The sequence below is a fragment of the Pseudorhizobium xiangyangii genome, from assembly GCF_020531965.1.
Classification (GTDB): domain Bacteria; phylum Pseudomonadota; class Alphaproteobacteria; order Rhizobiales; family Rhizobiaceae; genus Neorhizobium; species Neorhizobium xiangyangii.
This window is the reverse complement of the sequence record NZ_JAJAWH010000009.1, coordinates 126533-149587: the sequence shown is the minus strand read 5'-3', so window position 1 is coordinate 149587 and position 23055 is coordinate 126533. Positions and strand designations below refer to the sequence as shown.

Below are 23055 nucleotides of genomic sequence, written 5' to 3'. Positions count from 1 at the left end.
CGGCATTCATGCGTTTGCTCAAGCGCATGAATGCGAAGGCTTGTGGACTGCAACGCCGACCATGATGAGCAACACGCCCACCACGTCCACTGCGCTCGGAATCTGCCGAAGCACGAGAACGCCGATCACGGTGGCGGTCGCCGGGAGGAGCGCCAGCAGCAGTGCGAAGCTCGCCCGCGGCAGGCGTGACATGGCGAGCTGGTCGCAAACGTAGGGTATCACCGACGAGCAGATGCCGACCCCTATTCCGGCAAGGACAAGCAGCGGCGCGCCGAAAGCCTCCAGCGCCTGCAGAAAGCCGATCGGCATTACGAAGAGAAACGCCGTGCTCATGGCTGCTCCCAGTCGCTCGATGCCGCGCGAGGCTCCGCCTTCCGAAATCTTGTGGCCGAGAACGATGTAAAGCACGAAGAGCGCCCCGTTCAGCACCGCCCAGAAGAGGCCGAGCAGGTCGGATGCCAACGCAGGTCCCTCGACGACAAGGAGTGATGGCACGTCAATCAGAAGCGCGACCCCGAGGACGCCCAGCGCGAGGGCAAACCAGTTTCGCCCCGTTCTGAGGCCGTAGAGCGCCATGCCGATCGTGCCGACGAACTCGATCGCGGCAACGAGCGCGATCGGGAGACTGTCGAGCGCGAGGTAGAACGCCGTATTCATCCCCGCGAGGGTTGCGCCGAGCGCGATCAGAAGCACACGCTCACGCGCGTCGGCGTTCAGGAACGTTCGCCAGGGCTTCGTTATCGGCGCAAAGAGGAGGGCTGCCGAGGCAATCCTGAACCAGGCCGTGCCAAGGACGCCAACGGCGGGAAAGAGCAGCACGGCAAAGGACGGCCCGAGATAGTGGAAGACGGCTGAGACCGCGAACCAGGCGTGCGACGGTACTGCCTCGGCAGTTCGCGTCATTAAAGGCATCGGCCGGACGGAAGTGGGGGATTCGACTTGGCGGTCCATTCATGCATCATAGAAGGCAAGGTAGCTGAGTATATGGATAAGGCGCATGCGTAATGGCGGCAATAGCACCATAATGAAGGCAAAATCGCCGATTGACCATCGAATCGAAACATCCGAACTCGATGCCGCCGATCGGGCCATCCTGCGGGAACTGATTGCCGATGCCCGAATTGCCAGAGCCGAACTCGCACGTCGAGTGCGGCTCTCTGCGCCCGCCGTCGCTGAACGGGTTCGCCGGCTGGAGGACAGGGGCATCATCACGGGTTATGGAGCAAGGATTGACCCTCGCCGACTGGGATACAGTCTGAGCGTGCTTATCCGCGCCCGCCCGAGTCCTGGCCTGATGAAGGACATGGTCGCCGCGATCGAGGCGACACCGCAGATCGTGAAATGCGATCGCGTTTCCGGCGAGGACTGCTTTATTGCGTTAGCTCATGTCCGCGACGTGGGAGAGATGGAGGCCGTCATAGACCGACTCGTCCCCTTCGGCGCAACGAACTCATCCATCATCCAGTCCGCCACAGTCCCCGAGCGTACCTGGGACCTCGTGGGCCGATAAGGGAGTACTGCTCTCCAACGGGCTCTTGTCCCACGCAGCCGGATATTCGGACCGTCACAACGCGGCTAACGGGCTTGCCGAGCTGATGCGCGACATAGGTGTGCGTGCCTTCCGCAGCAACCTTAACAAACGACAGGTCTTCGCCTACACTGACGCCGTCCGAGCCGTAGGGGAACGTCATGGCCACATCGCAGGCGAATACATTCGGTAATCCGATCAATGCAATCACCGGAGCGACATGGTTCGGCTATCTCGCCAGAACCGTCCTCACCTTCATGTTCTGGGCGAGCGGTTTGGCCAAGCTCATCGGCTTCGAAGAGGGCGTCGCCGAAATGGCGCATTTCGGACTTGAGCCCGCGGTGGCGTTCAATATTGCCACCATCGTCGTGCAACTCGGCGGATCGATCCTGATCATCCTGAACCGATGGACCTGGCTCGGTGCCGGGGCGCTTTCGGTCTTCACGGCACTAACGATCCCCATCGCCCATAATTTCTGGACGATGGAAGAGCCGTTCAAGACCATCGAGTTCTATGTCGTGATGGAGCACATCACGGTGATCGGTGCGCTGATGGTCGTTGCCTGGAAATCGCGCTAGGCAGCCAGCAACTACGCCTGCAGGACCACGACGCGGCTGCCGACTGTTACCCGCTCGTAGAGGTCGATGACGTCGTGGTTCATCATCCGCACGCAGCCGCTCGACAGCGCATGGCCGATCGTCTGCGGCTGGTTGGTGCCGTGGATGCGGAAATGCGTATCGTTGCCGCCGCGATAGAGATAGATGGCGCGGGCGCCGAGAGGATTGTGCGGGCCACCGGGAACGCCGCCGGCATATTTCAGGTTCTTTTCCGGCTCGCGGCGGATCATGTTGGCCGTCGGCGTCCAGGTCGGCCATTCCGCCTTGCGGCCGATATAGGCATCGCCCCGCAGCGCCAGACCCTCGCGACCGACGCCGACGCCGTAGCGCATGGCCTGGCCGTTTTCCATGATATGGTAGAGGCGGCGGGCCGCCGTATCCACGACAATGGTGCCCGGCTTGTACGTGGTTTCGTAGGCGACGACCTGCCGGCGAAGTTCAGGCTTGATCTTTTCAAGCGGCATCGCCTTCAGCGGGAACGTCTCATCGGGACGCGCTGCATAATTGGCCCGGTGGTCAACCCCACTGGATGCACAGCCGGCAACTAACAGCGGCAGCCCGATCAGAAATCCGCGGCGGGAAATCGACATGAATCGTATCCTCAATGTGTCGGCTTTGTGTCCGGCCACTTAATGAGATTATGGTTAATGGAGGCTTAACTGAATCCACAAGTGGTTGATCGGAAAGGGTCGCAACCCCTAGCCCCACTGCATCTCACAGCAATTTTACCACTGCGCGCTGCTGGATCAGTGATTTCCAAACGGAAAGAGGCCCGTCAGTGACGGGCCTCTTTCGTTGATAGCAAACGTTCAGATGCCGCTTATCGCACGGATCCAACCGTGCTTGTCGTTGCTCTGGCCACGCTGGATGCTGACGAGCGCCTGACGCAGACGGGTCGTAACCGGACCGGTCTCGCCACCGCCAATCTGGAACTCGCCGCCTGAGAACTTCACCGTACCGATTGCCGCAACGACAGCCGCCGTACCGCAGGCGAAGGCTTCCCTGAGCTTGCCGCTCGCCACATCGGCCTGCCACTCCTCGAAGGAATACGGCTTCTCATGCACGGTAATGCCCTCGTCGCGCGCGAGAGAGATCAGCGACTTGCGTGTGATGCCCGGCAGGATCGTCCCGCCAAGCGGCGGCGTCACAATCGAGCCGTCCTCCATGACAAAGAAGACGTTCATGCCGCCGAGTTCCTCCACCCAGCGTTGCTCGGCAGCATCGAGGAAGACAACCTGGTCGCAGCCGTTTTCAGCGGCTTCTGCCTGCGCAATGAGGCTGGCGGCATAGTTGCCGCCGCACTTCGCGGCGCCCGTTCCGCCGCGGGCAGCGCGCGTATAGTGTTCCGAGACCCAGATCTTCACCGGCTTTGCGCCACCCTTGAAGTAAGGTCCGACCGGCGAAGCGATGACGCAGAAGATGTATTCCTTCGACGGACGAACGCCGAGGAAGGTCTCGCTCGCGAACATGAAGGGGCGCAGGTAGAGACTTCCCTCGCCTTCCGGGATCCACTTGGCATCGATCCGAACCAGCTTCTCGACGGCATCGAGGAAAGCCGCTTCCGGAAGTTCCGGCATTGCCATGCGGCGTGCGGATTCATTGAAGCGCCGGGCGTTTTCCTCGGGCCGGAACAGCACGACGCGTCCATCGGCCGAGCGGTAGGCCTTCATGCCCTCGAAAATTTCCTGGGCATAGTGAAGGACGCTCGATGCCGGGTCGATGGGGAAAGGCGCGCGCGCAGTGACCTCGGGGGAATGCCAGCCCTTGTCGCTCGACCAGCGGATCACCGCCATGTGGTCAGAAAAGAGGGTGCCGAAACCAAGGCTCTCGAACGCCTTGAGGCGGTCCGCTTCGGCCAGGGGGGTCTGGTTGGGTTTGATGTCGAAGGTAAGGGCGGTCTCGGCTTGCATGAGTGGTGGTCTCTCAACTGGTCTGGATTGTGGGCGCAAACTGCCCCTTCGGTCGGCGTTTTTCAAGCTGGAATAGAGGCCGTTCGGTACGCCGGTTTGCACGACGCATTGAAGCGGGCAGAGCTCTGCCCTTCCCGACCCGCCCAAACAACGATCCCGTCCTGCACAGACGGCATCCTGAAACCTTGCTAAACGGTTGGTGCGGCAGGACAGCCCTGCCGCCACCGACCTCACATATTCGGATAGACGGGTCCCTCGCCGCCCTGCGGCGGCACCCAGTTGATGTTCTGGTTGGGGTCCTTGATGTCGCAGGTCTTGCAGTGGACGCAGTTCTGCGCGTTGATGACAAAGACGTCCTCGCCGTCCTTCTCCACCCATTCATAGACGCCGGCCGGACAGTAGCGGGTCGACGGGCCGGCATAGATGCCGAGTTCCGAGCGCTTCTGCAGATCCATGTCTTTCACGTGCAGATGGACCGGCTGGTCCTCCTCGTGGTTGGTGTTGGACAGGAACACCGAGGACAGCCGGTCGAAGGTCAGCACGCCGTCGGGACGCGGATAGTCGATGCGTCTGTGCCTGGCCGCCGGCTCGAGTGACTGGGCATCCGTCTTGCCGTGCTTCAGCGTGAACGGCGAAGTGCCGAAGATCTGGTTGACCCACATGTCGAGGCCGCCGAGCGCGATCCCCAGCGCCGTGCCGAACTTCGACCAGAGCGGCTTGACGTTGCGCACCTGCTTCAGATCCTTGCCGATATCGCCGCCGCGCCACTCGTTCTCGATCTCGACGACTTCGTCGTTGGCGCGGCCGCTCGCGATCGCCGCGGCGATCTTCTCCGCCGCCAGCATGCCGGACAGCACCGCGTTGTGGCTGCCCTTGATGCGCGGAACGTTGACGAGGCCGGCCGAACAGCCGATCAGCGCGCCGCCGGGGAAGGTGAGCTTCGGCACCGACTGGTAGCCGCCCTCGGTAATGGCACGCGCGCCGTAGGAAATGCGCTTGGCGCCGGCAAAGGTCGGCGCGATCGTCGGATGTGTCTTGAAGCGCTGGAATTCCTCGAACGGATGCAGATAGGGGTTCTTGTAGTTCAGGTGGACGACGAAGCCGACCGCCACCAGATTGTCCTGCAGGTGATAGAGGAACGAGCCGCCGCCGGTCTTCATACCGAGCGGCCAGCCGAAGGAGTGCTGCACGAGGCCGGCCTTGTGGTTCTCCGGCCTCACCTCCCAGAGTTCCTTCAGCCCGATGCCGAATTTCTGGACGTCGCGATCCTTCTGGAGATCGAATTTGGCGATCAGCTGCTTGGCGAGCGAACCGCGCACGCCCTCGCCGATCAGCACGTACTTTCCATGCAGTTCCATGCCGCGCGTGAAGGCGGGACCCGGCGTGCCGTCCTTCTCGATGCCCATGTCGCCGGTCGCCACGCCGCGCACGGCACCCGCCTCGTCATAGAGCACTTCGGTCGCGGCAAAGCCCGGATAGATCTCGACGCCGAGGCCTTCCGCCTTCTCCGCCAGCCAGCGACAGACGAGACCGAGCGAGACGATGTAGTTGCCGTGATTGTTCATCAGCGGCGGCATCAGCATGTTCGGCAGCCGCACCGAGCCGGCAGGTCCCAGCACCAGGAACTGGTCTTCGGTCACCGGCGTGGTGAAGGGATGGCCCTCCTCCTTGCGCCAGTCCGGCAGCAGCCTGTCGATGCCGACCGGATCGACGACCGCGCCCGACAGGATGTGCGCGCCGACTTCCGCGCCCTTCTCGAGCACCACCACCGAAAGATCCGGATTGACCTGCTTCAACCGGATCGCCGCCGACAGCCCCGCAGGTCCCGCACCGACGATCACAACGTCGAATTCCATGCTCTCGCGCTCGGGAAGTTCCTGTTGCTCGCTCATTACCTACTCCACTTGCCGGCCCAGCCCGGCACCTAGTTGTCTGACAACCTAATTGGCAAAAGACGACGAGGTTGTCGATAAGGAATGCGACTGTTCCTCCCGCTTTCACTTCGGCTCATCAATCTTACCTTTACGTTAACGTAAGATATCGATTGATCAGTGAAAATCAAGTTGCGGGTGGGACTATGACGCGCATCACTGCTCCTGCCCAGCGGGTTGCGCTTGCAAAGACCGCCGAAGCGTTGCATCCCCAGCACATTCACGACAAGCGCAGGCCCGACATGAGCACGACCAGTTCCCCTTCATCACTTTCAGCGGCAGAACTCGCGGAGCGGCTACGCGCCCTACATGCGGACCTGACGGTCCTCAGTCCAGCGGATCTGGCCGGACGGCATCCCGGAGAACACCCGGAAAATTTCGGCGCAGGCGTCATGGCACAACCCTCTTCCACCGAGGCCACTGCTGCGCTCGTCTCCTGGTGTGCCGCCGGCAACGTGGCGATCGTGCCGCAGGGCGGCCTCACCGGGCTCGTCGGCGGCAATGTCAGCCACTGCGGAGACGTGATCCTCTCCTCGTCCCGGCTTAACCGCGTGATCGCCATCGAGCCCGAGGAAATGACGGCAACGGTCGAGGCAGGCGTCACGCTGGAGGCCCTGCAACTGGCCGCCGCCGCCCACGGGCTGACGACCGGCATCGACCTCGGGTCACGCGGCACGGCCACCATCGGCGGCATGGTCTCGACGAATGCCGGCGGCATCCTCGCCTTTCGCAACGGCGTCATGCGCCATCAGGTGCTTGGAGTAGAGGCGGTGCTGCCGTCGGGCGCGGTCTTTAGCGACCTTACGCGCGTGGTCAAGGTCAGCGCCGGGCCGGACCTGAAGCAGCTGTTCATCGGCGGAGAAGGTGCCTTCGGCTTCGTGACGAAGGTCGTCCTGAAGCTTGAGCCGCAGCGTCCCCACCGGGCAACGGCCATGCTCGGAGTAGTCGATGCCCGAACAGCCCTTTCGGTCGTTCACCACTTCCGCTCCCTGCCGGCGGTGACGCTGGAGGCCGCGGAAATGATGTGGCCGCGCTACATCCGCAACCACGCCCGGCTCAAGGGTCTCGACCTTTCCTGGCTGGAAGACGGCGCTTCCGCGCTGCTCATCGAAATTTCCGCCGAAAGCGTCGAAGCGGCGACGGCTGCGCTCGAAGAGGGGCTCGAAACTCTATGGGAGCCGCTCGATCTCAAGGGCGGGATCGTTGCCCAGTCGCTCGATCAGACGCGGAAATTCTGGGACATCCGCGAGGATTCCGGCTTCTATTACGGGGAAATCCCGGATGCGGCATCCTTCGACATCTCCGTGCCGCCAACCTTCCTCGATACCTATGTCGCTGATCTCGAAAGCCGGCTGAAGGCCATCGACCCGACCTACGAGGCCTATGTCTACGGCCATATTGCCGACGGCAACCTGCACCTGACGCTGGACAAGCGCGGCCCGTTGCCGGACCCGGAACTGCGCGCCGTGGAGGATGCGGTCTATACCGGGATAAGGGAAGCCGGCGGCAGTTTTTCGGCCGAACACGGCGTCGGCTTCGAAAAACAGCACGGCTACCGGATATTCGTCTCCGAGGAAAAACAGGCTCTGGCACGCACGCTGAAACAGGCGCTCGATCCGAAAGGCCTTTTCAATCAGGGCAAGGTGCCGTTCGCCTGAGCCTTATGACCCGGATGCAATGCCCGCAACGGAGATTTCGAGGCGACACGAAAAAGCGGCGGCCCAGGGGACCGCCGCTTTTTTTGTGATCGTTACTTGCGGCGGTCGGGCGCCTTGCCGGTCGCCGGCTTGGGCTTGCCCTTCTTCACGAAGGGCTTGCCATCCTTGCTGAAAGGCTTGGCGTCCTTGTTAAAAGGCTTGGCGTCCTTGTTGAAGGGTTTGCCTTCCTTCTTGAACGGCTTGTCCTTGAAAGGCTTGTCGAAGCTGCGGGCCTCCCGCGCTTCCCCTGCACCTGCGGGCTTGCCGGCAGGCTTGGCCTTCGGCCACTCGTCCCGGGGCCCTTCGCGCGGCGGGCGATCGTCCCAGGTCTTCTTGACATAGGGCTTGCCTGCGGAAGGGCGGCTGAGATCCGGCGTACCTTCGACGCGGGTCACGCGAATGCCGCGCTCCAGCGTCTTGTCCTTGCCGATAGCCTGAGAGAACCGCTCGGCGTGATCCGCAGCGATCTCGACGAAGGTTTCATCCTGCTGCATCTTGATCGCGCCGATTTCCGATTTTGTCAGCTCGCCGTTGCGGCAGAGCATCGGGATCAGCCAGCGCGGCTCGGCATTCTGCTTGCGGCCGACCGAAAGTGAAAACCACACGGCCGGGCCGAATTCGGAGCGGGGTGTGCGCGGCGTGGCCGAAAACTCGTCCCTTTGCCCGCCTCCTTCCCGCGGCTTGCGGGTCCCGTCGACTGCAACCTCTACCAGGTCTTCCGGCGCAGCCTGTTTGGCGCGATGAAGATTGACGAAAGCCGCAGCCAGCTTTTCCGCACCATAGGTGGCAACCAGCTTGGCAATCAGGTCCTCTTCCTCTTCACGCGGCTTTTCCTCGAACACAGGATCAGCCAGCAGCCGTTCCTGGTCGCGGGCGATCACTTCGTCTGCCGAGGGCGCCTGTGCCCAGGTTGGTGTAATCTCGGCACCGGCGAGCAGGCGCTCGGCCTTGCGACGCTGGTTCACCGGCACAATAAGCGCGCTCACGCCCTTGTTGCCGGCGCGTCCGGTACGCCCGCTGCGGTGAAGCAGCGTGTCGGAATTGGTCGGCAGATCGGCATGGATGACCAGATCGAGACCCGGCAGGTCGATACCGCGGGCAGCGACGTCGGTTGCGATGCAGACGCGGGCACGGCCGTCACGCATCGCCTGCAGGGCATGGGTGCGCTCGTTCTGCGTCAGTTCGCCGGAAAGCGCCACGACATCGAAATTGCGGTTGTTGAAGCGAGCCGTCAGATGGTTGACGGCGGCGCGCGTCGAGCAGAACACGATGGCGTTCTTGGCGTCGTAATAGCGCAGCACGTTGACGATGGCATTCTCGCGGTCGGAGGAAGCAACAGCCAGGGCGCGATACTCGATGTCCGCGTGCTGCTTTTCTTCGGTCTTGGTCGCAATCCGCACCGCATCGCGCTGATAGCGTTTGGCGAGCTTTGCGATCCCGGACGGAACCGTCGCCGAGAACATCAGCGTGCGACGTCCCTCAGGTGCGGCTTCCAGGATGAACTCCAGGTCTTCACGGAAGCCGAGATCGAGCATCTCGTCCGCCTCGTCGAGAACTGCAACCCGCAGTTCCGACATGTCCAGCGCGCCGCGACGGATATGGTCGCAGATACGGCCGGGCGTCCCGACAACGATGTGCGCGCCGCGGCTGAGCTCGCGCCGCTCGTTGCGGATGTCCATGCCGCCGACGCAGCTGGTGATCACCGCACCCGTCAGCTCGTAGAGCCAGTCGAGTTCGCGCTTCACCTGCATCGCCAGCTCGCGGGTCGGTGCGATGACGAGCGCCAGCGGAATGCCGGCACGGTCAAACTGATCCTGACCGTCGAGCAGCGTCGGCGCCATGGCAATGCCGAAGGCCACCGTCTTGCCGGAGCCGGTCTGGGCGGAGACCAGTGCGTCGGATGTCCTCAGCGCCGGGTCGAGCATAGCCTGCTGGACCGGGGTCAGGGTTTCATAACCGCGTTTCGACAACGCCTTGGCGATCGCCGGGACGGCGCCTTCGTAATCGGTCATACTGTCATTCTTTCGGAATATCGGGCGCGCCTGTGCGCCTGGCTGCAACGCTCGCAGCACTACATGTGGCAGTTCCTATCGATGGAAGCTGCAAATGTCAAAGCTCAGATCTCGAATCGACCGCCCTGCCCTTTCCAAGCCCACCTCGACATTGCTAGCCTCACGGCACCACAAATCAGTTCTGGAAGGAATCACCATGGATCTCGGACTTGCCGGCAAACGCGCCCTCGTACTCGCTTCCTCGCGCGGCCTTGGCCTCGGGATCGCCACGGCGTTGGCGCAGGAAGGCGCAAACGTGCTGCTGGTCGGCCGCTCGAGTGAACGTCTCGCGGAGAACTGCAAGGCAATCAATGCCAAGGGTAAAGGCAAGGCGGACTGGGTTTCTGCCGACCTTTCCGACGCAGATTTCGTCGAGACGATGAAATCGGCAGTGCAGGAAAAGCTCGGCGGCATCGACATCCTCGTCAACAACACCGGCGGCCCGACGCCCGGCACGGCGGAGGAAATGACGGCCGAAAAGCTGGAGACCTTCTTCCAGTCCATGGTGCTCCGCGTCATTACGCTGACCGGCGCCTTCCTGCCCCAGATGAAGCAGCAAGGCTGGGGCCGCATCCTGACTGTCGCCTCTTCCGGCGTCTTCGAGCCTATCTCGAACCTCGCCCTGTCGAACACGCTGCGCGGCGCGCTGGTGGGCTGGAACAAGACACTCGCAACGGAAGTTGCCGGCTCCGGCATCACGGCAAACATGCTGCTGCCGGGCCGCATCCACACGGACCGCATCGACGAGCTGGACAATGCCAACGCGGCGCGGCTTGGCAAGAACATCGAGGAGATCCGCACGGCATCGGTGAAGAGCATTCCGGCCGGTCGCCTCGGCAAGGTCGAGGAATTCGCCGCGGCCGGCGCCTTCCTCTGCTCGGAGCCTGCAAGCTACGTCACCGGCGCGATGCTGCGCGTCGATGGCGGCGCCTCCAAGTCGATCTAGTCAAGCAAAGCAACAACAGCGGCGCCGGCCTGTTTAGAAAAGGCTGGCGCCGCCTTCTTCCGCGACTGTATAGTGTCCATGGTGAAACACTTCGCGGGAGGGAACGTGGATCGCATTCGATACTGGATGGTGGCGACAGGCGCGCTGATCATCCTCACCGGCCTTGTCTGGATTGCACATGGAACCGGTTTCGTGAGTTTGCCGGCAACCGATTTCATGACCGAACTCAGCGTCTGGACCGTCAATGGCGGACTTGTCTGCGTGTTCGGAGCAATCGTACTTCTCGGCTCCTGGCGGCTGCTGCGGGAAGAACCTCACGCGGAACCCGAGGATGGGGACGTGCCAGGGTGACGGCGCGACCACGGCAGCACGATCACAGCAAAAGGCGCGAGGAATGAAGCGCATCCTCATCGTCGTTGGCATACTGGCGACCTTGGTCGGCCTTGTCTGGATGGGACAGGGAAGCGGCCTGTTCCCCTACCCGGCCTCCAGCTTCATGATCGACCAGTCGCCCTGGATCGCCTATGGCGCGGTCCTTGCCGTTGCCGGGCTCGCCCTGATCTTTGCGGCGTGGCGGCGATGATTGGCGGGCTTGCCATCAATACGGAAATTCCGTATGGTTATTATCGATGACGCAGAGGTTCGACCCTGCAAAAGACGCGGCCAATCTCGAGAAACACAATGTGTCACTCGCCTTTGGGGAACGGATTTTTGAGGACGACAACTACCTGATAATTCCTTCAATTCGCGAAATCGACGACGAAGAGCGGTTTAAAGCTGTTGGTGGCGAGGAGACGTGCCGCGCTTCATGTCGGTGCGAAGGAGCAACAAGGGTGAAGAACGAGCATATCATTCTGCCTTCTGATCCGGCCGACGCCGAGGATTTCGACGTCACGGCGGAAGCGATGGACCGAGGCCAGCGGGCCCGCCTGATCCGCAGGACGAGGATTGAACTCGGTCTGTCTCAGGCCGAGTTCGCCAGCAGATTCCGCATGCCGGTCGGCACTCTTCGTGACTGGGAACAGGCTCGCGTGACAGCACCGGATTTCGCCATAGCCTATATCCGCGTGATCAGCCTGCATCCCGATTTGGTAGCCACGGCTGTGGCATAAGCAGCAGTTCACGTCAGCTGCAAGCCACTTGCTTTCTCAAAGCCCCGCGAGGATCTTCGGCAGGTCTGCGATCAAGCTGTCCCGTGTTTCGAAGCTGAGCGGCTCGTCGTAAGCCCGGTTCGAGACATAGAGCCGGGCGAAGACCACCCGACGGTCGTTCTTCTCGGCCCAGCCGACGAACCAGCCGAGCGGTCGATCCTTGGCCGGTTTCCCGTTTTCGTCGCGCAGCCGTCCGCTGCCCGTCTTGCCGTGGATGACCCAGCCGTCCGCCGCCTCGAAGCGGGGAACGATGGACTTCGTCATCTCCACCGCATGGTCCGAAATCGATAGCCGCCCGGTCAGGAAGCGCCGAAGGAATTGTACCTGGTCATCGGCCGAGATCGTCAGTGACGACATGAGCCAGGATTCCGTCAGGCCGTCCGTATTTCCGGGTCCACCGGAAACGTCGCGATTGCCGTAGTCGAATCGCTGGATGTAGTCGCCGAATTTCCCTTCGCCCAGACGCCGGGCGATCTCCTGCGAGTACCAGACGATGGACTCCTTTTCCCAGCCCGTCGGGTCGAAGGCCTTCTGTACGCGCTTCGGCCCACCGAATTCCTTGCGATACTCCCAGCGCGGCGTTTTTTCGTCGGTCAGGATTCCCGCGTCATACCCCATCATGGCCAAAGGCAGCTTGAAGGTCGACATCGGATAGACGCGCTCGTCGCAGCTCCCTTCGCGGTGCAGAGGTTCGCCGCTCTCCTCGTCGATCATGACGGTGCAGCGGATGGGGTCGACGGCCAGAGCCGGCGCGGTAGCGTAGATCGAGACGAAAAGGCTAACGGCGGAGGCAAGAAGAGCGCGTCTGTAAAAGACCATGATGAAAATCCCGTGGTTCACTTCGATCTTTCTAGGCAACTTGCACCGTCGCCGACAAACGACGATAACTGGCAGGAGCCATAAGAAAAACTAAGGCACCCATGGTCCGGCCACATCTCCCGCTTAACGCCCTGCGCGCCTTCGAGGCCGCCGCCCGGCATCTTTCCTTTACACGTGCTGCGATCGAACTCTGCGTCACGCAGGCGGCCGTCAGCCATCAGGTGAAGCAGTTGGAGCAGCGGCTGGGCGTGACGCTTTTCCGCCGACTTCCGCGCGGATTGATGATCACGGAGGAAGGTCTGGCGCTCCTGCCGACGCTCGAAGACAGTTTCGACCGGATGGCGGACATGCTGGAGCGTTTCGAGGGCGGGCACATGCGCGAGGTGCTGGTGCTCGGCGCCGTCGGCACCCTGGCCGTCGGCTGGCTCCTGCCGAGGCTCGGCGATTTCCGCGAGCGCCACCCGTTCATCGATGTCCGGCTCTCCACCAACAACAATCGCGTCGATATCGCGGCAGAAGGGCTGGATTACGCCATCCGCTTCGGCAACGGCGCCTGGCATGACACTGAGGCACTGCCGCTGTTCGAAGCACCGCTTTCGGCGCTCTGCGTGCAGGCGATGGCAGCACAGCTGAAGACACCGGAGGATGTGGGGCGGCAGACGATGCTGCGCTCCTACCGGACCGATGAATGGCCAGGCTGGTTCGAGGCGGCAGACATCGAGCCGCCCCCGGTCACAGGACCGGTTTTCGATTCTTCCGTCCTGATGGTCGAGGCGGCATTGCAGGGTGCCGGCGTCGCGTTGGCCCCGCCGCTGATGTTTTCCCGTCACCTCGCCTCGGGCGCTCTCCAACAGCCCTTTGCCGTCTATGTATCGAAGGGCAGCTACTGGCTCACCCGCCTCAAGTCGCGCAGCGTCACGCCCGCGATGAGTGCATTCCGCACCTGGCTCGTGGAGATGGCGGAGGAGACGCGGCGCGACACCGCATGACCGTTTCGGGATTGCCATTCCGCGCCGCCTGTGCCATTTGGCGCGCTCTCAAATTCTAAGGGCGCCGCAAGCGCCCTTTTCGCGTTCGGGGCAACATCCCGATTCAATGATCTATGACGGACAGAAGGAGCACCGCGATGGCACGGGCGCTGGGGCTTGATTTCGGCACGACGAATACGGTTGTCGCACTGGCGGATGGAAATGGCGGCACGAGCTCCCTGCCGTTCACGAGCAGCGCCGGAAATAGCGACACGATGCGCACCGCGCTGTCCTTCATGAAGGACCGGCAGCTGGGCGCACAGGCGCTCAAGGTGGAAGCCGGTCAGGCCGCCATCCGCCAGTTCATCGACAATCCGGGCGACTGCCGCTTCCTGCAGTCGATCAAGACCTTTGCGGCAAGCTCCCTCTTCCAGGGAACGCTGATCCATGCGCGGCGTCATCAGTTCGAGGATCTGATGGAGATCTTCCTGCGCCGCCTGACGGCCTACGCAGCCGATGCATGGCCGTCGGAAGTCTCCAGGATCGTCGTCGGTCGCCCCGTGCAGTTTGCCGGTGCCAGCGCCAACGAAGAACTGGCGCTGGAGCGCTACAACGCGGCGCTGACGCGTCTCGGCTTTCCGGAAATCCATTACGTCTACGAACCGGTGGCGGCAGCGCACTACTTCGCGCAGAACCTCGACCGCGACGCGAACGTGCTCGTCGCAGACTTCGGCGGCGGCACGACCGACTACTCGCTGATCCGTTTCGAACGGCACGCCGGGCGCCTGACCTCCACACCGGTCGGCCATTCCGGTGTCGGCATAGCCGGCGACCAGTTCGATGCCCGGATCATCGACCATCTGGTGGCGCCGGAAATCGGCAAAGGAAGCCAGTTCAAGAGCTTCGACAAGGTGCTGGACGTACCGAGCAACTACTACACCAGCTTTTCGCGGTGGAACCAGCTGTCGATCTTCAAGAGCAGCAAGGAGTTCGCCGACCTGAAGTCGCTCGTCCGCTCCGCTCTGGAGCCGGAGAAACTGGAAGCCTTCATCGATCTCGTCGAGCATGACGAGGGCTACCCACTCTATCAGGCGGTCTCGGCGACGAAGATGGCGCTGTCGAACGCCGACGAGGCCGAATTCAACTTCGCGCCGCTCGGCCGCGCCGGCCGCAAGATGGTGCGCCGCAACGATTTCGAGAGCTGGATCGCCGACGACCTCACACGCATGGAAGAGGCACTGGACGAGGTGCTGACGCAAACCGGCACGCCTGCATCGGAGATCGACAAGGTCTTCCTCACCGGCGGCACGTCCTTCGTACCGGCGGTCCGGGGCATCTTCGCGCGCCGGTTCGGCGACGAGAAGATCGAAAGCGGCGGCGAACTTCTGTCCATTGCCCACGGTCTCGCCCTGATCGGAGAAGGCGACGATCTGGCGCAATGGGCAGCATGACGCTTTCAAGCTGCCTCGCGCTTCGTTAGAGTGAGGCCATGATCCAGTCGAAAGACCTCGAACCCGGCGAACTCGCGGCGCTCCTGCATTTCTATTCAGATGCGGGCGTCGAATGGTTGCTGGACGACGAGCCCATCGACCGGCTTGCAGAATTCCAGGTGCAACAGGCGGCGCGCGAGCAGCAGAGGGCGTCGCGACAGCCGCCGGCTGCAGCCACCCAGCCCGAGCGCAAGACGCCGGCCCGTTCCGCAGCGCCGGCCATGCCGATCAATTCGCCCACGGTCGCCGTCCCGGACGATCAGGCGGTGGCCGCCGCGCGGTTTGCCGCCGAAAGCGCCCGCTCGCTTGCGGAACTCAAGACGGCGCTCGAAACCTTTGGTGGCTGCAACCTCAAGAACGGCGCGCGCTCGACGGTTTTCCTGAGCGGCGACCCCGCTTCGAAGATCATGGTGATCGGCCCGATGCCGAACGCCGACGATGACCGCGACGGCATTCCCTTTTCCGGTCGGCAGGGCCAGTTGCTCGACCGAATGCTGGAAGCGATCGGCCTGTCGCGCGAGGCGCTGCTTCTCACCAACATCATTCCCTGGCGACCGCCAGGAAACCGCATGCCCTCGCCCGCCGAGACTGCAATCTGCCAACCATTCATCGAACGGCAGATCGCACTGACAGAACCGACGCACCTTCTGCTGCTCGGCAACTTTCCCGCCCGCTTCTTCTTCGGCGACAGCGGGACCATTCACGGCCTGCGTGGGGAATGGCGCGACGTAACGACGGGTGGACATGCTGTTCGGGCGCTGGCGACCCTGCACCCGCAGGAACTGCTGACGGCTCCCGGAAGCAAAGCCTTGGCCTGGCGGGATCTTTTGCTGTTTTCACACGCGATCGTCGGCCGCTGACGCCTGAAAAATGATCATTATTACCTCAATATGACAATAGTCATGCAGCAAGCGCATGGCAGTGTAGCTTTATGTCGCATTGTGGAATCTACGCTGCACTGCAATATAAGGCTGTGTCTTGGGAGGAATTCTAGGTTTTAAGGAACCAAGGCCATGACTACCCGTTCGCGCCCGATCCATTGCGGATTTGAGAGCCTTCGTAATGCCAGCCTGCCGCCGCGTTCGACGCAGGGCTATCACAGGTTCGGCTCAGCCACCAACGAGCAGTTGACGGCCCGCGCTATCGGCCGGACCGGAAGCATCACGCGCCCGTCCGCCATCTTCGCGGATTTCCGCGAGCGTTGATCTCTCCTCCATTCGGATAGGAACCAGGATCATGACACAGCTTCATCCCCTGCGGGCGCTCCGCGCCGCATTCAGCGATGTCAATGCCGCCATCAGTGCGGCCCGGGAATACAACCACGCGAGCGCGGTGCGCCGCGGCGACGCGCGTCCCGGCAATCCGCTGACGGCCGGCATCCCTCTCTGACGCTTGTAAGAGCCTTCTGGCTGACCGGAACGGAACCCGCCTAGGTCGAAGGCGGCGATGCCTTGGCGGCCCTGCGCCGCTCAAGGCCAAGCTGATGCTCGCGGTACACGATGAATATTCCGGCAGCGATGGTGATGGCCGTTCCGATAATCATCGGCATGGTCGGGATGTCGCCAAAGATAACGAACGCGATTGCAATCCCGAGCAGGAAGGACGTGTATTCGAACGGCGCCACCGCCGACACGTCCGCATGGCGGTAGCTTTCCGTCAGGAAGATCTGCGCTATGCCCCCCAGAATGCCCGAGGCGATCAACAGTGTCGCCTGCTCGCCGGTCAGGACGGTCCAGCCGAAAGGCAGGCTGATCAGCGAAAGTACCGCACCGGTCAGCGAAAAATAGAAAACGATGGTGGGCGTCTTCTCTGTCTGCACAAGCTGGCGGACCTGCACCATGGCAAGACCGCTCAGCACGGCAGCCATCAGCACCGCGGCCGCCCCCATTGCCTGCGTGGATTGAAGACCGCCCTCGCCGAATAGCGTCAGGTTGGGCCATGAGACGATGAGCACTCCCACCATCCCGGCCATGACCGCCGTCCAGCGATAGAATCGGACCTGCTCTCGCAGAATAATGGCCGCAAACACGACCGCCATGAGAGGCGAGGCATAGCCGATCGCAATGGCCTCCGGCAGTGGCAGATGGACCAGGCCATAAAAGCCGCACGCCATCGACATGACCCCGAACAGTCCGCGCTTGAAATGGCCGAACGGTCTGTCAGTCCTGACGGCCGTGAGAAGATCGCGCCGCCACGCGAGATAGGCGATGATCGGGATCAGTGCGAATGCGGAACGGAAGAAGGTGATCTGCCCGGCCGGGACATCAGCTCCCGCCGCCTTGATACAGGTTTGCATCATTACGAATATGGCGACTGACAGGATCTTGTACACGATCCCGCGCAGGGGATTTCCTGCTTCAACAAACATTTGGAACTCTGGGATATGCGACTCTAGGCCAAGTCATCTGCGGCGGGGCGAACATAGAGGGAAACTGGATGCAAACCCTAAAGGAAGTATTGCCGACATGACATCAAATTGACGACAGGTCGATCAATATCATTGCGGGGAAGGCAGCCTGGCCGTTCTCAAGTCCGGACAGGCGCCTGTCTCTGGTTATTTGTGCAACATGGCCCGACGCATCGTTTGTTAGCATCGTGTTAGCAACCCATTGGTATTACTCGGACCCTCACCTTGCCGAAAGGACCTGCCGTCGTGCCTTCTCCTGAACATCCAAACCACACGCCGGCGCTCCCGTTCAAGAAGCGACCGAACTGTACCTGGAGCAGATTTAGGCAAAACCGCGGGCATTAAAGGCCCTCACCTGGCTTTCCCGCACCTTCTACTGCACGCATAGGGACCCCTGCGCTTATGGGCAAATCCGACAATAAAATTGTTGAACTCTCCAATTACCGTCCGACCGATTTCGTCTTGGAGCGCGTCGATCTCACGTTCGAACTCGACCCGACGAACACGAAAGTGGATGCGCGGCTGATCTTTCATCGCCGCGAGGGTACCGAGGCGAAAAGTCCGCTGGTGCTGGACGGCGACGAACTGGCACTGTCGGGTCTGCTTCTCGATCAGAACGAGGTTCCGGCCAGCCAGTTCGAGGCGACGCCGCAGAGCCTGACGATCCGTGATCTGCCGGAGAGCGCACCGTTCGAGATTACGGTCACGACGTTCATCAATCCGGAAGCGAATACGCAGCTGATGGGCCTCTACCGCACCAACGGTGTCTACTGCACCCAGTGCGAGGCGGAAGGTTTCCGCCGCATCACCTATTTCCCTGATCGTCCAGACGTTCTGGCGCCCTATACGATCACGATCATCGCCGACAAGGCCGCCAACCCGCTGCTGCTCTCCAACGGCAACTTTCTCGGCGGCGGCAACTACGACGAAGGCCGGCATTTCGCCGCCTGGTTCGATCCGCATCCGAAGCCGAGCTATCTCTTCGCCCTCGTCGCCGGCGACCTCGGCGTGATCGAGGATACGTTCGAGACCATGTCGGGCAACGAGGTCGCGCTGAAGATCTACGTCGAGCACGGCAAGGAGCCGCGCGCCGCCTATGCCATGGACGCGCTGAAGCGCTCGATGAAGTGGGATGAGGAACGTTTCGGCCGCGAATACGACCTGAACATCTTCCAGATCGTCGCCGTCTCCGACTTCAACATGGGAGCCATGGAGAACAAGGGCCTCAACGTCTTCAACGACAAGTACGTGCTGGCCGACCCGGAAACCGCCACGGACCAGGACTACGCCAATATCGAGGCGATCATCGCCCACGAATATTTCCACAACTGGACCGGCAACCGCATCACCTGCCGCGACTGGTTCCAGCTGTGCCTCAAGGAAGGCCTGACGGTCTACCGGGACCACGAGTTCTCGGCCGATATGCGCTCACGCGCCGTCAAGCGAATCGCGGAAGTCCGGCACCTGAAGTCCGAGCAGTTCCCGGAGGATGCGGGTCCCCTCGCCCACCCGGTGCGCCCGACGAAGTATCGCGAGATCAACAACTTCTACACTACGACCGTCTACGAGAAGGGTTCAGAGGTCACCCGCATGATCGCCACGCTGCTTGGGCAGGAAGGCTTCAAGAAGGGCATGGACCTCTACTTCGAACGTCATGACGGCGATGCCGCCACGGTCGAGGATTTCGTCAAATGCTTCGAGGACGCGAACAGTCGCGACCTCAAGCAGTTTTCGCTCTGGTATCACCAGGCCGGCACCCCGCTGGTCACGGCATCGGGCGCCTATGATCCAGCAGCCTCCACCTTCACGCTGTCGCTGGAGCAGATGATCCCGGCAACACCCGGCCAGCCGAAGAAGGAGCCGATGCATATCCCGGTCTCCTACGCACTCATCCTCGACAACGGCTCGGTGGTGACACCGAATGCAGTCGCCGGGGGCGAAGTGACGGGCGACGTCCTGCATCTTACCAAGCGCAAGCAGACCTTCGTCTTCTCGGGCATCTCGTCGCGCCCTGTATTGTCGCTCAACCGCAGCTTCTCGGCGCCGATCAACCTCCACTTCGACCAGAGCACGGAAGACCTCGTCCACATCGCTCGTCACGACGGCGATCTCTTCTCGCGCTGGCAGGCGCTCAACGACCTGATCCTGCCGATCCTGATGCAGGCGGCGCGGGATGCTCGCGACGGCAATCAGATCGCCTGCGAGCCCGCTGTCATTTCGGCCATTGTCGAAACCGCCGCGAACGAAGCTCTGGAGCCCGCGTTCCGTGCCCAGGTTCTGGCTCTGCCGAGCGAAGCCGACATTGCACGCGAGCTTGGCAGCAACAACGACCCGGACGCAATCCACGCGGGGCGGACGGCGATCCTCTCCGCGATTGCCGATGCAGGACGGGACGTCTTCCAGCAACTCTCCGACGACATGCAGATCGAGGGAGGCTTCACCCCGGACGCCTCAAGCGCCGGCAGGCGCGCGCTGCGCAACAGCGCGCTCGGCTATCTCACCTATGCCGAGCAGTCACCGGCCCGTGCGGCCGAGGCCTTCGCATCCGCCGACAACATGACGGACCTGCTCCAGGCCCTCACCGTGCTGGAACACCGCTTCCCCGAAACGGACGAAGCCGATGCGGCACTCGGCGCATTCGTGACACGCTTCGACGGAAATGCCCTGGTGCTCGACAAGTGGTTTGCGGTCCAGGCGACCATCCCGGGGTCCGGCACGCTTGACCGCGTCAAGGCGCTCATGGCCGATCGGCACTTCGCGCCCAACAACCCGAACAGGGTGCGCGCGCTCGTCGGCAGCTTCGCTTTCTCCAATCCCACCGGCTTCAACCGCGCCGACGGCGAAGGCTACCGCTTCCTTGCGGAACAGATACTGGCCATCGATCCGAAGAACCCGCAGCTCGCCGCACGCATCCTCACCTCAATGCGCTCCTGGCGCTTGCTGGAACCGATGCGGGCCGATCATGCCCGCTCGGCGCTGATGACGATCGAGCGAAGCGCAACATTGTCAACGGATGTCCGCGACATCGTGGAGCGCATACTAAAGGGATAGGCACTTCCCGATACAACCTATGATTCCATTAGAATCGCAGGTGAATCAAATAGTTAAAAATCTATTACCAAACCTCTGGACACGGCGAATCACTCATGATTCATTAGGCTAGATTCGGGCGAGCGGCGCGCCGAATTTCCATGAGGGGTTATATGAAAACGATGGTGGACGTGCGGCGGGCAACCGCCGGCGAGGGATTGCCGCGTCTGAAGATTCCTGGAGCAAGCAAGGCTTCGGGGGTTTTCTCGGACGGGCCAAACCTCACCGTGACGCCGTTCTCACGGCAGTTGCCGCGTGTCGAGTTGATGCTGAAGCGATCGATACCGCTTCTCATCCTGGCATTCCTCGCCGTTGTCGCCACCTCGCGCAGCCTTGGCCTCGTCAACGAACATGCGCGCATGGAAGAAGCCGCCCGCCAGGCGACATCGCTGATGGCTGCCGCAGCCGTCGCCGCGTTCGCCGATCAGGACGGTATGATCGCTGCCGGCGACCGCAAGGGCGCCGAAGCGCGACTTGCAAAATTCCTTCCCTCGGATCGTCTGCGGCCGGAATCATTCCTCCTCCTCATCGACCCGTCCGGCAAGATCTTCGGAGGATCCGGCACGAACCTTCATGTCGGACAGCAACTGACTTCCCTCCTGCCTGAAACCGCCGCGCTTCGGCAGTTCGGCGGATCTGGCCTGATCGAGACCTCGATCGGCGATGAATCGCACTATGCCGCGATCCAGCCCCTCGGCAACGACGGAGGATTGATCGTCGCGGCCTACTCCCTTTCGTCGATCCAGTATTTCTGGCGCCATGAAGTGTCGCTCAACGTGACCCTCTTCGCCTGCGTTTCCGTTATCCTGCTGGTCATCCTCTATGCCTATTACATGCAGGTGAAGCGCGCCCGGCAGGCAGATGAAACCTTCCTCGAAGCCAACCTGCGCATCGAGACGGCGCTGTCGCGCGGCCGTTGCGGCCTGTGGGATTTCGATGTCGCCAACCGGCGCCTGTTCTGGTCGGGATCGATGTACGAGATGCTCGGCCTGCCTCCGACCGGCAACGTACTCTCGTTTGCCGATGCGGCCCGCATGATGCACCCGGCGGACGGCAATCTCTACGCGCTGGTGCGCGCCATCAGCCGCGGCAATGCCAAGCAGGTGGACCAGATTTTCCGCATGCGGCACGCGGCCGGCCACTACGTCTGGATGCGAGCACGCGCGCAGGTTGTCCGCAACGGCGCCGGACGCACCCATGTCATCGGCATCGCCATGGACGTCACCGAGCAACATCGGCTGGCGCAGCGCTATGCGGAGGCCGACCAGCGGCTGGCGGACGCCATCGAATGCACCTCGGAAGCTTTCGTTCTCTGGGACAAGAACGATCGCCTGGTGATGTGCAATGCCCATTTCCAGCAGGCTTACGGCCTTCCCGACAGCGTTCTGGTTCCGGGCACGGAACGCGCCGCCGTGAAGGCTGCCGCCGCACGGCCTGTCATCGAGCGCCGCGTCGTCGATCCGCACCAGAACGGACTTTCGCGCACGACGGAGGTCCAGCTGGCTGACGAGCGCTGGCTTCAGATCAACGAACGGCGAACCCGCGACGGCGGCCTGGTTTCGGTGGGAACCGACATCACCCTTATGAAGCGCCATCAGGAGAGACTGCGCGACAGCGAACGGCGCCTGATGGCGACGATCGGCGACCTCTCCTCGTCCCAGAAGAAGCTGGAGCGGCAGAAGGAAGAACTGTCGATCGCCAACGCCAACTATCAGGCCGAGAAAGAGCGGGCCCAGGCGGCCAACAAGGCAAAGTCCGAATTCCTCGCCAACATGTCACATGAGCTTCGCACGCCGCTCAACGCAATCCTGGGCTTCTCGGAAATCCTCGTCAACCAGATGTTCGGACCGGTTGGCTCGGCGAAGTACGGCGAATATGCACGCGATATCCATGACAGCGGCAAGCATCTCCTGAACCTGATCAGCGACATCCTCGACATGTCGAAGATCGAGGCAGGCCACATGACGATCCAGCAGGAGGCAATCGACCTGGCCCCGCTCGTCGAGGAAAGCCTGCGCCTGACCGCCATCTCCGCCGAGGAGAAGAACATCGCCGTCGAGCAGCGGCTCGCCAGCAATCTGTCGATGGTCGGTGACCGCCGCGCCATGAAGCAGGTGATGCTCAACCTCCTGTCGAACGCCGTGAAGTTCACCGACGACGGCGGCCGGATCGTGGTCCGTGCCCGCAAGTCCGAATCCGGCGTGCTTCTCACGATCGCGGATACGGGCATCGGCATCCCGAAACCCGCATTGGGCAAGATCGGCCAGCCGTTCGAGCAGGTTCAAAGCCAATACGCCAAGAGCCAGGGCGGCTCCGGCCTCGGCCTCGCCATCTCACGCTCGCTCGTTGCGCTGCATGGCGGCAGGATGCGTATACGCTCCTGCGTCGGCAGAGGCACCGTCGTCTCCCTTCATATCCCCGAAGGGGCTAATCCCGGCAACGCATTCGCG

At 62.3% G+C, this 23055-nt stretch carries 20 protein-coding genes and 2 pseudogenes; 15 read left to right on the top strand and 7 right to left on the bottom strand.

The genetic code is table 11. The annotated features are described in order from the left end of the window. Positions 1–18: 18 nt before the first annotated feature. Positions 19–903, bottom strand: a complete 885-nt coding sequence (locus LH464_RS10315; RefSeq protein ID WP_226786284.1) for an EamA family transporter — start codon at positions 901–903, stop codon at positions 19–21. Positions 904–997: 94 nt separating this feature from the next. Between LH464_RS10315 and LH464_RS10310 the strand changes: the two genes are divergently transcribed. Both LH464_RS10310 and LH464_RS10305 read left to right on the top strand, forming a co-directional pair. Further along, complete coding sequence (locus LH464_RS10310) at positions 998–1510, top strand: Lrp/AsnC family transcriptional regulator (protein ID WP_226786283.1); 513 nt, start codon at positions 998–1000, stop codon at positions 1508–1510. Between the two features lie 179 nt (positions 1511–1689). Continuing rightward, entirely contained in the window at positions 1690–2106 is a 417-nt protein-coding gene (locus LH464_RS10305) for a DoxX family protein (protein ID WP_226786282.1), read from the top strand. A gap of 11 nt (positions 2107–2117) precedes the next feature. On the opposite strand, the gene LH464_RS10300 is transcribed toward LH464_RS10305, so the two are convergent. From LH464_RS10300 to LH464_RS10290, 3 genes are all read right to left on the bottom strand, one after another. Beyond that, positions 2118–2735, bottom strand: coding sequence for a L,D-transpeptidase (locus LH464_RS10300; protein ID WP_226786281.1), 618 nt, complete (start codon positions 2733–2735; stop codon positions 2118–2120). Positions 2736–2954: 219 nt separating this feature from the next. After that, positions 2955–4055, bottom strand: a complete 1101-nt coding sequence (locus LH464_RS10295) for a branched-chain amino acid aminotransferase (RefSeq protein WP_226786280.1) — start codon at positions 4053–4055, stop codon at positions 2955–2957. A gap of 230 nt (positions 4056–4285) precedes the next feature. Further along, positions 4286–5947, bottom strand: coding sequence for an electron transfer flavoprotein-ubiquinone oxidoreductase (locus tag LH464_RS10290; protein ID WP_226786279.1), 1662 nt, complete (start codon positions 5945–5947; stop codon positions 4286–4288). A 185-nt stretch (positions 5948–6132) separates the two neighbouring features. Between LH464_RS10290 and LH464_RS10285 the strand changes: the two genes are divergently transcribed. Continuing rightward, a complete protein-coding gene (locus LH464_RS10285; protein WP_226786278.1) occupies positions 6133–7644 on the top strand; it encodes an FAD-binding oxidoreductase in 1512 nt (503 codons plus the stop codon). A gap of 92 nt (positions 7645–7736) precedes the next feature. On the opposite strand, the gene LH464_RS10280 is transcribed toward LH464_RS10285, so the two are convergent. After that, positions 7737–9695 carry a DEAD/DEAH box helicase gene (locus tag LH464_RS10280; RefSeq protein ID WP_226786277.1) on the bottom strand — a complete coding sequence of 653 codons (1959 nt, stop codon included), beginning with the start codon at positions 9693–9695 and terminating at the stop codon, positions 7737–7739. A 196-nt stretch (positions 9696–9891) separates the two neighbouring features. On the opposite strand from LH464_RS10280, the gene LH464_RS10275 reads away from it, so the two are divergent. The 5 genes and pseudogenes from LH464_RS10275 to LH464_RS10255 all read left to right on the top strand — a co-directional run bounded on the left by LH464_RS10275 (position 9892) and on the right by LH464_RS10255 (position 11792). Further along, positions 9892–10680, top strand: coding sequence for an SDR family oxidoreductase (locus tag LH464_RS10275; protein WP_226786348.1), 789 nt, complete (start codon positions 9892–9894; stop codon positions 10678–10680). Between the two features lie 105 nt (positions 10681–10785). After that, positions 10786–11031 (top strand): hypothetical protein, encoded by a 246-nt coding sequence (locus LH464_RS10270; protein ID WP_226786276.1) that lies wholly within the window; start codon positions 10786–10788, stop codon positions 11029–11031. Positions 11032–11074: 43 nt separating this feature from the next. Further along, complete coding sequence (locus LH464_RS10265; protein WP_226786275.1) at positions 11075–11263, top strand: hypothetical protein; 189 nt, start codon at positions 11075–11077, stop codon at positions 11261–11263. 46 nt (positions 11264–11309) lie between these two features. Continuing rightward, a pseudogene (locus tag LH464_RS24530) lies at positions 11310–11423 on the top strand (BrnT family toxin); the annotation flags it as partial. A gap of 90 nt (positions 11424–11513) precedes the next feature. Further along, complete coding sequence (locus tag LH464_RS10255) at positions 11514–11792, top strand: helix-turn-helix domain-containing protein (RefSeq protein WP_226786347.1); 279 nt, start codon at positions 11514–11516, stop codon at positions 11790–11792. Positions 11793–11828: 36 nt separating this feature from the next. Here LH464_RS10255 and blaOXA read toward each other — a convergent pair whose 3' ends face one another. Then, positions 11829–12650, bottom strand: a complete 822-nt coding sequence (gene blaOXA, locus LH464_RS10250) for a class D beta-lactamase (RefSeq protein ID WP_226786274.1) — start codon at positions 12648–12650, stop codon at positions 11829–11831. Between the two features lie 101 nt (positions 12651–12751). Here blaOXA and LH464_RS10245 point away from each other — a divergent pair, with 101 nt between their 5' ends. The 5 genes from LH464_RS10245 to LH464_RS10225 all read left to right on the top strand — a co-directional run bounded on the left by LH464_RS10245 (position 12752) and on the right by LH464_RS10225 (position 16497). Further along, entirely contained in the window at positions 12752–13639 is an 888-nt protein-coding gene (locus LH464_RS10245) for a LysR family transcriptional regulator (protein WP_226786273.1), read from the top strand. Positions 13640–13776: 137 nt separating this feature from the next. After that, positions 13777–15069, top strand: a complete 1293-nt coding sequence (locus LH464_RS10240) for an Hsp70 family protein (protein ID WP_226786272.1) — start codon at positions 13777–13779, stop codon at positions 15067–15069. Positions 15070–15107: 38 nt separating this feature from the next. Continuing rightward, positions 15108–15968, top strand: coding sequence for a uracil-DNA glycosylase (locus tag LH464_RS10235; protein WP_226786271.1), 861 nt, complete (start codon positions 15108–15110; stop codon positions 15966–15968). 153 nt (positions 15969–16121) lie between these two features. After that, positions 16122–16313, top strand: a complete 192-nt coding sequence (locus LH464_RS10230; protein WP_226786270.1) for a hypothetical protein — start codon at positions 16122–16124, stop codon at positions 16311–16313. 31 nt (positions 16314–16344) lie between these two features. Then, complete coding sequence (locus LH464_RS10225; RefSeq protein ID WP_226786269.1) at positions 16345–16497, top strand: hypothetical protein; 153 nt, start codon at positions 16345–16347, stop codon at positions 16495–16497. A gap of 40 nt (positions 16498–16537) precedes the next feature. On the opposite strand, the gene LH464_RS10220 is transcribed toward LH464_RS10225, so the two are convergent. After that, entirely contained in the window at positions 16538–17476 is a 939-nt protein-coding gene (locus LH464_RS10220; protein ID WP_226786268.1) for a DMT family transporter, read from the bottom strand. A gap of 441 nt (positions 17477–17917) precedes the next feature. Here LH464_RS10220 and pepN point away from each other — a divergent pair, with 441 nt between their 5' ends. Both pepN and LH464_RS10210 read left to right on the top strand, forming a co-directional pair. Continuing rightward, positions 17918–20566 carry an aminopeptidase N gene (pepN, locus tag LH464_RS10215; protein WP_226786267.1) on the top strand — a complete coding sequence of 883 codons (2649 nt, stop codon included), beginning with the start codon at positions 17918–17920 and terminating at the stop codon, positions 20564–20566. A gap of 161 nt (positions 20567–20727) precedes the next feature. Further along, a pseudogene (locus tag LH464_RS10210) lies at positions 20728–23028 on the top strand (PAS domain-containing sensor histidine kinase); the annotation flags it as partial. Positions 23029–23055: the final 27 nt, after the last annotated feature.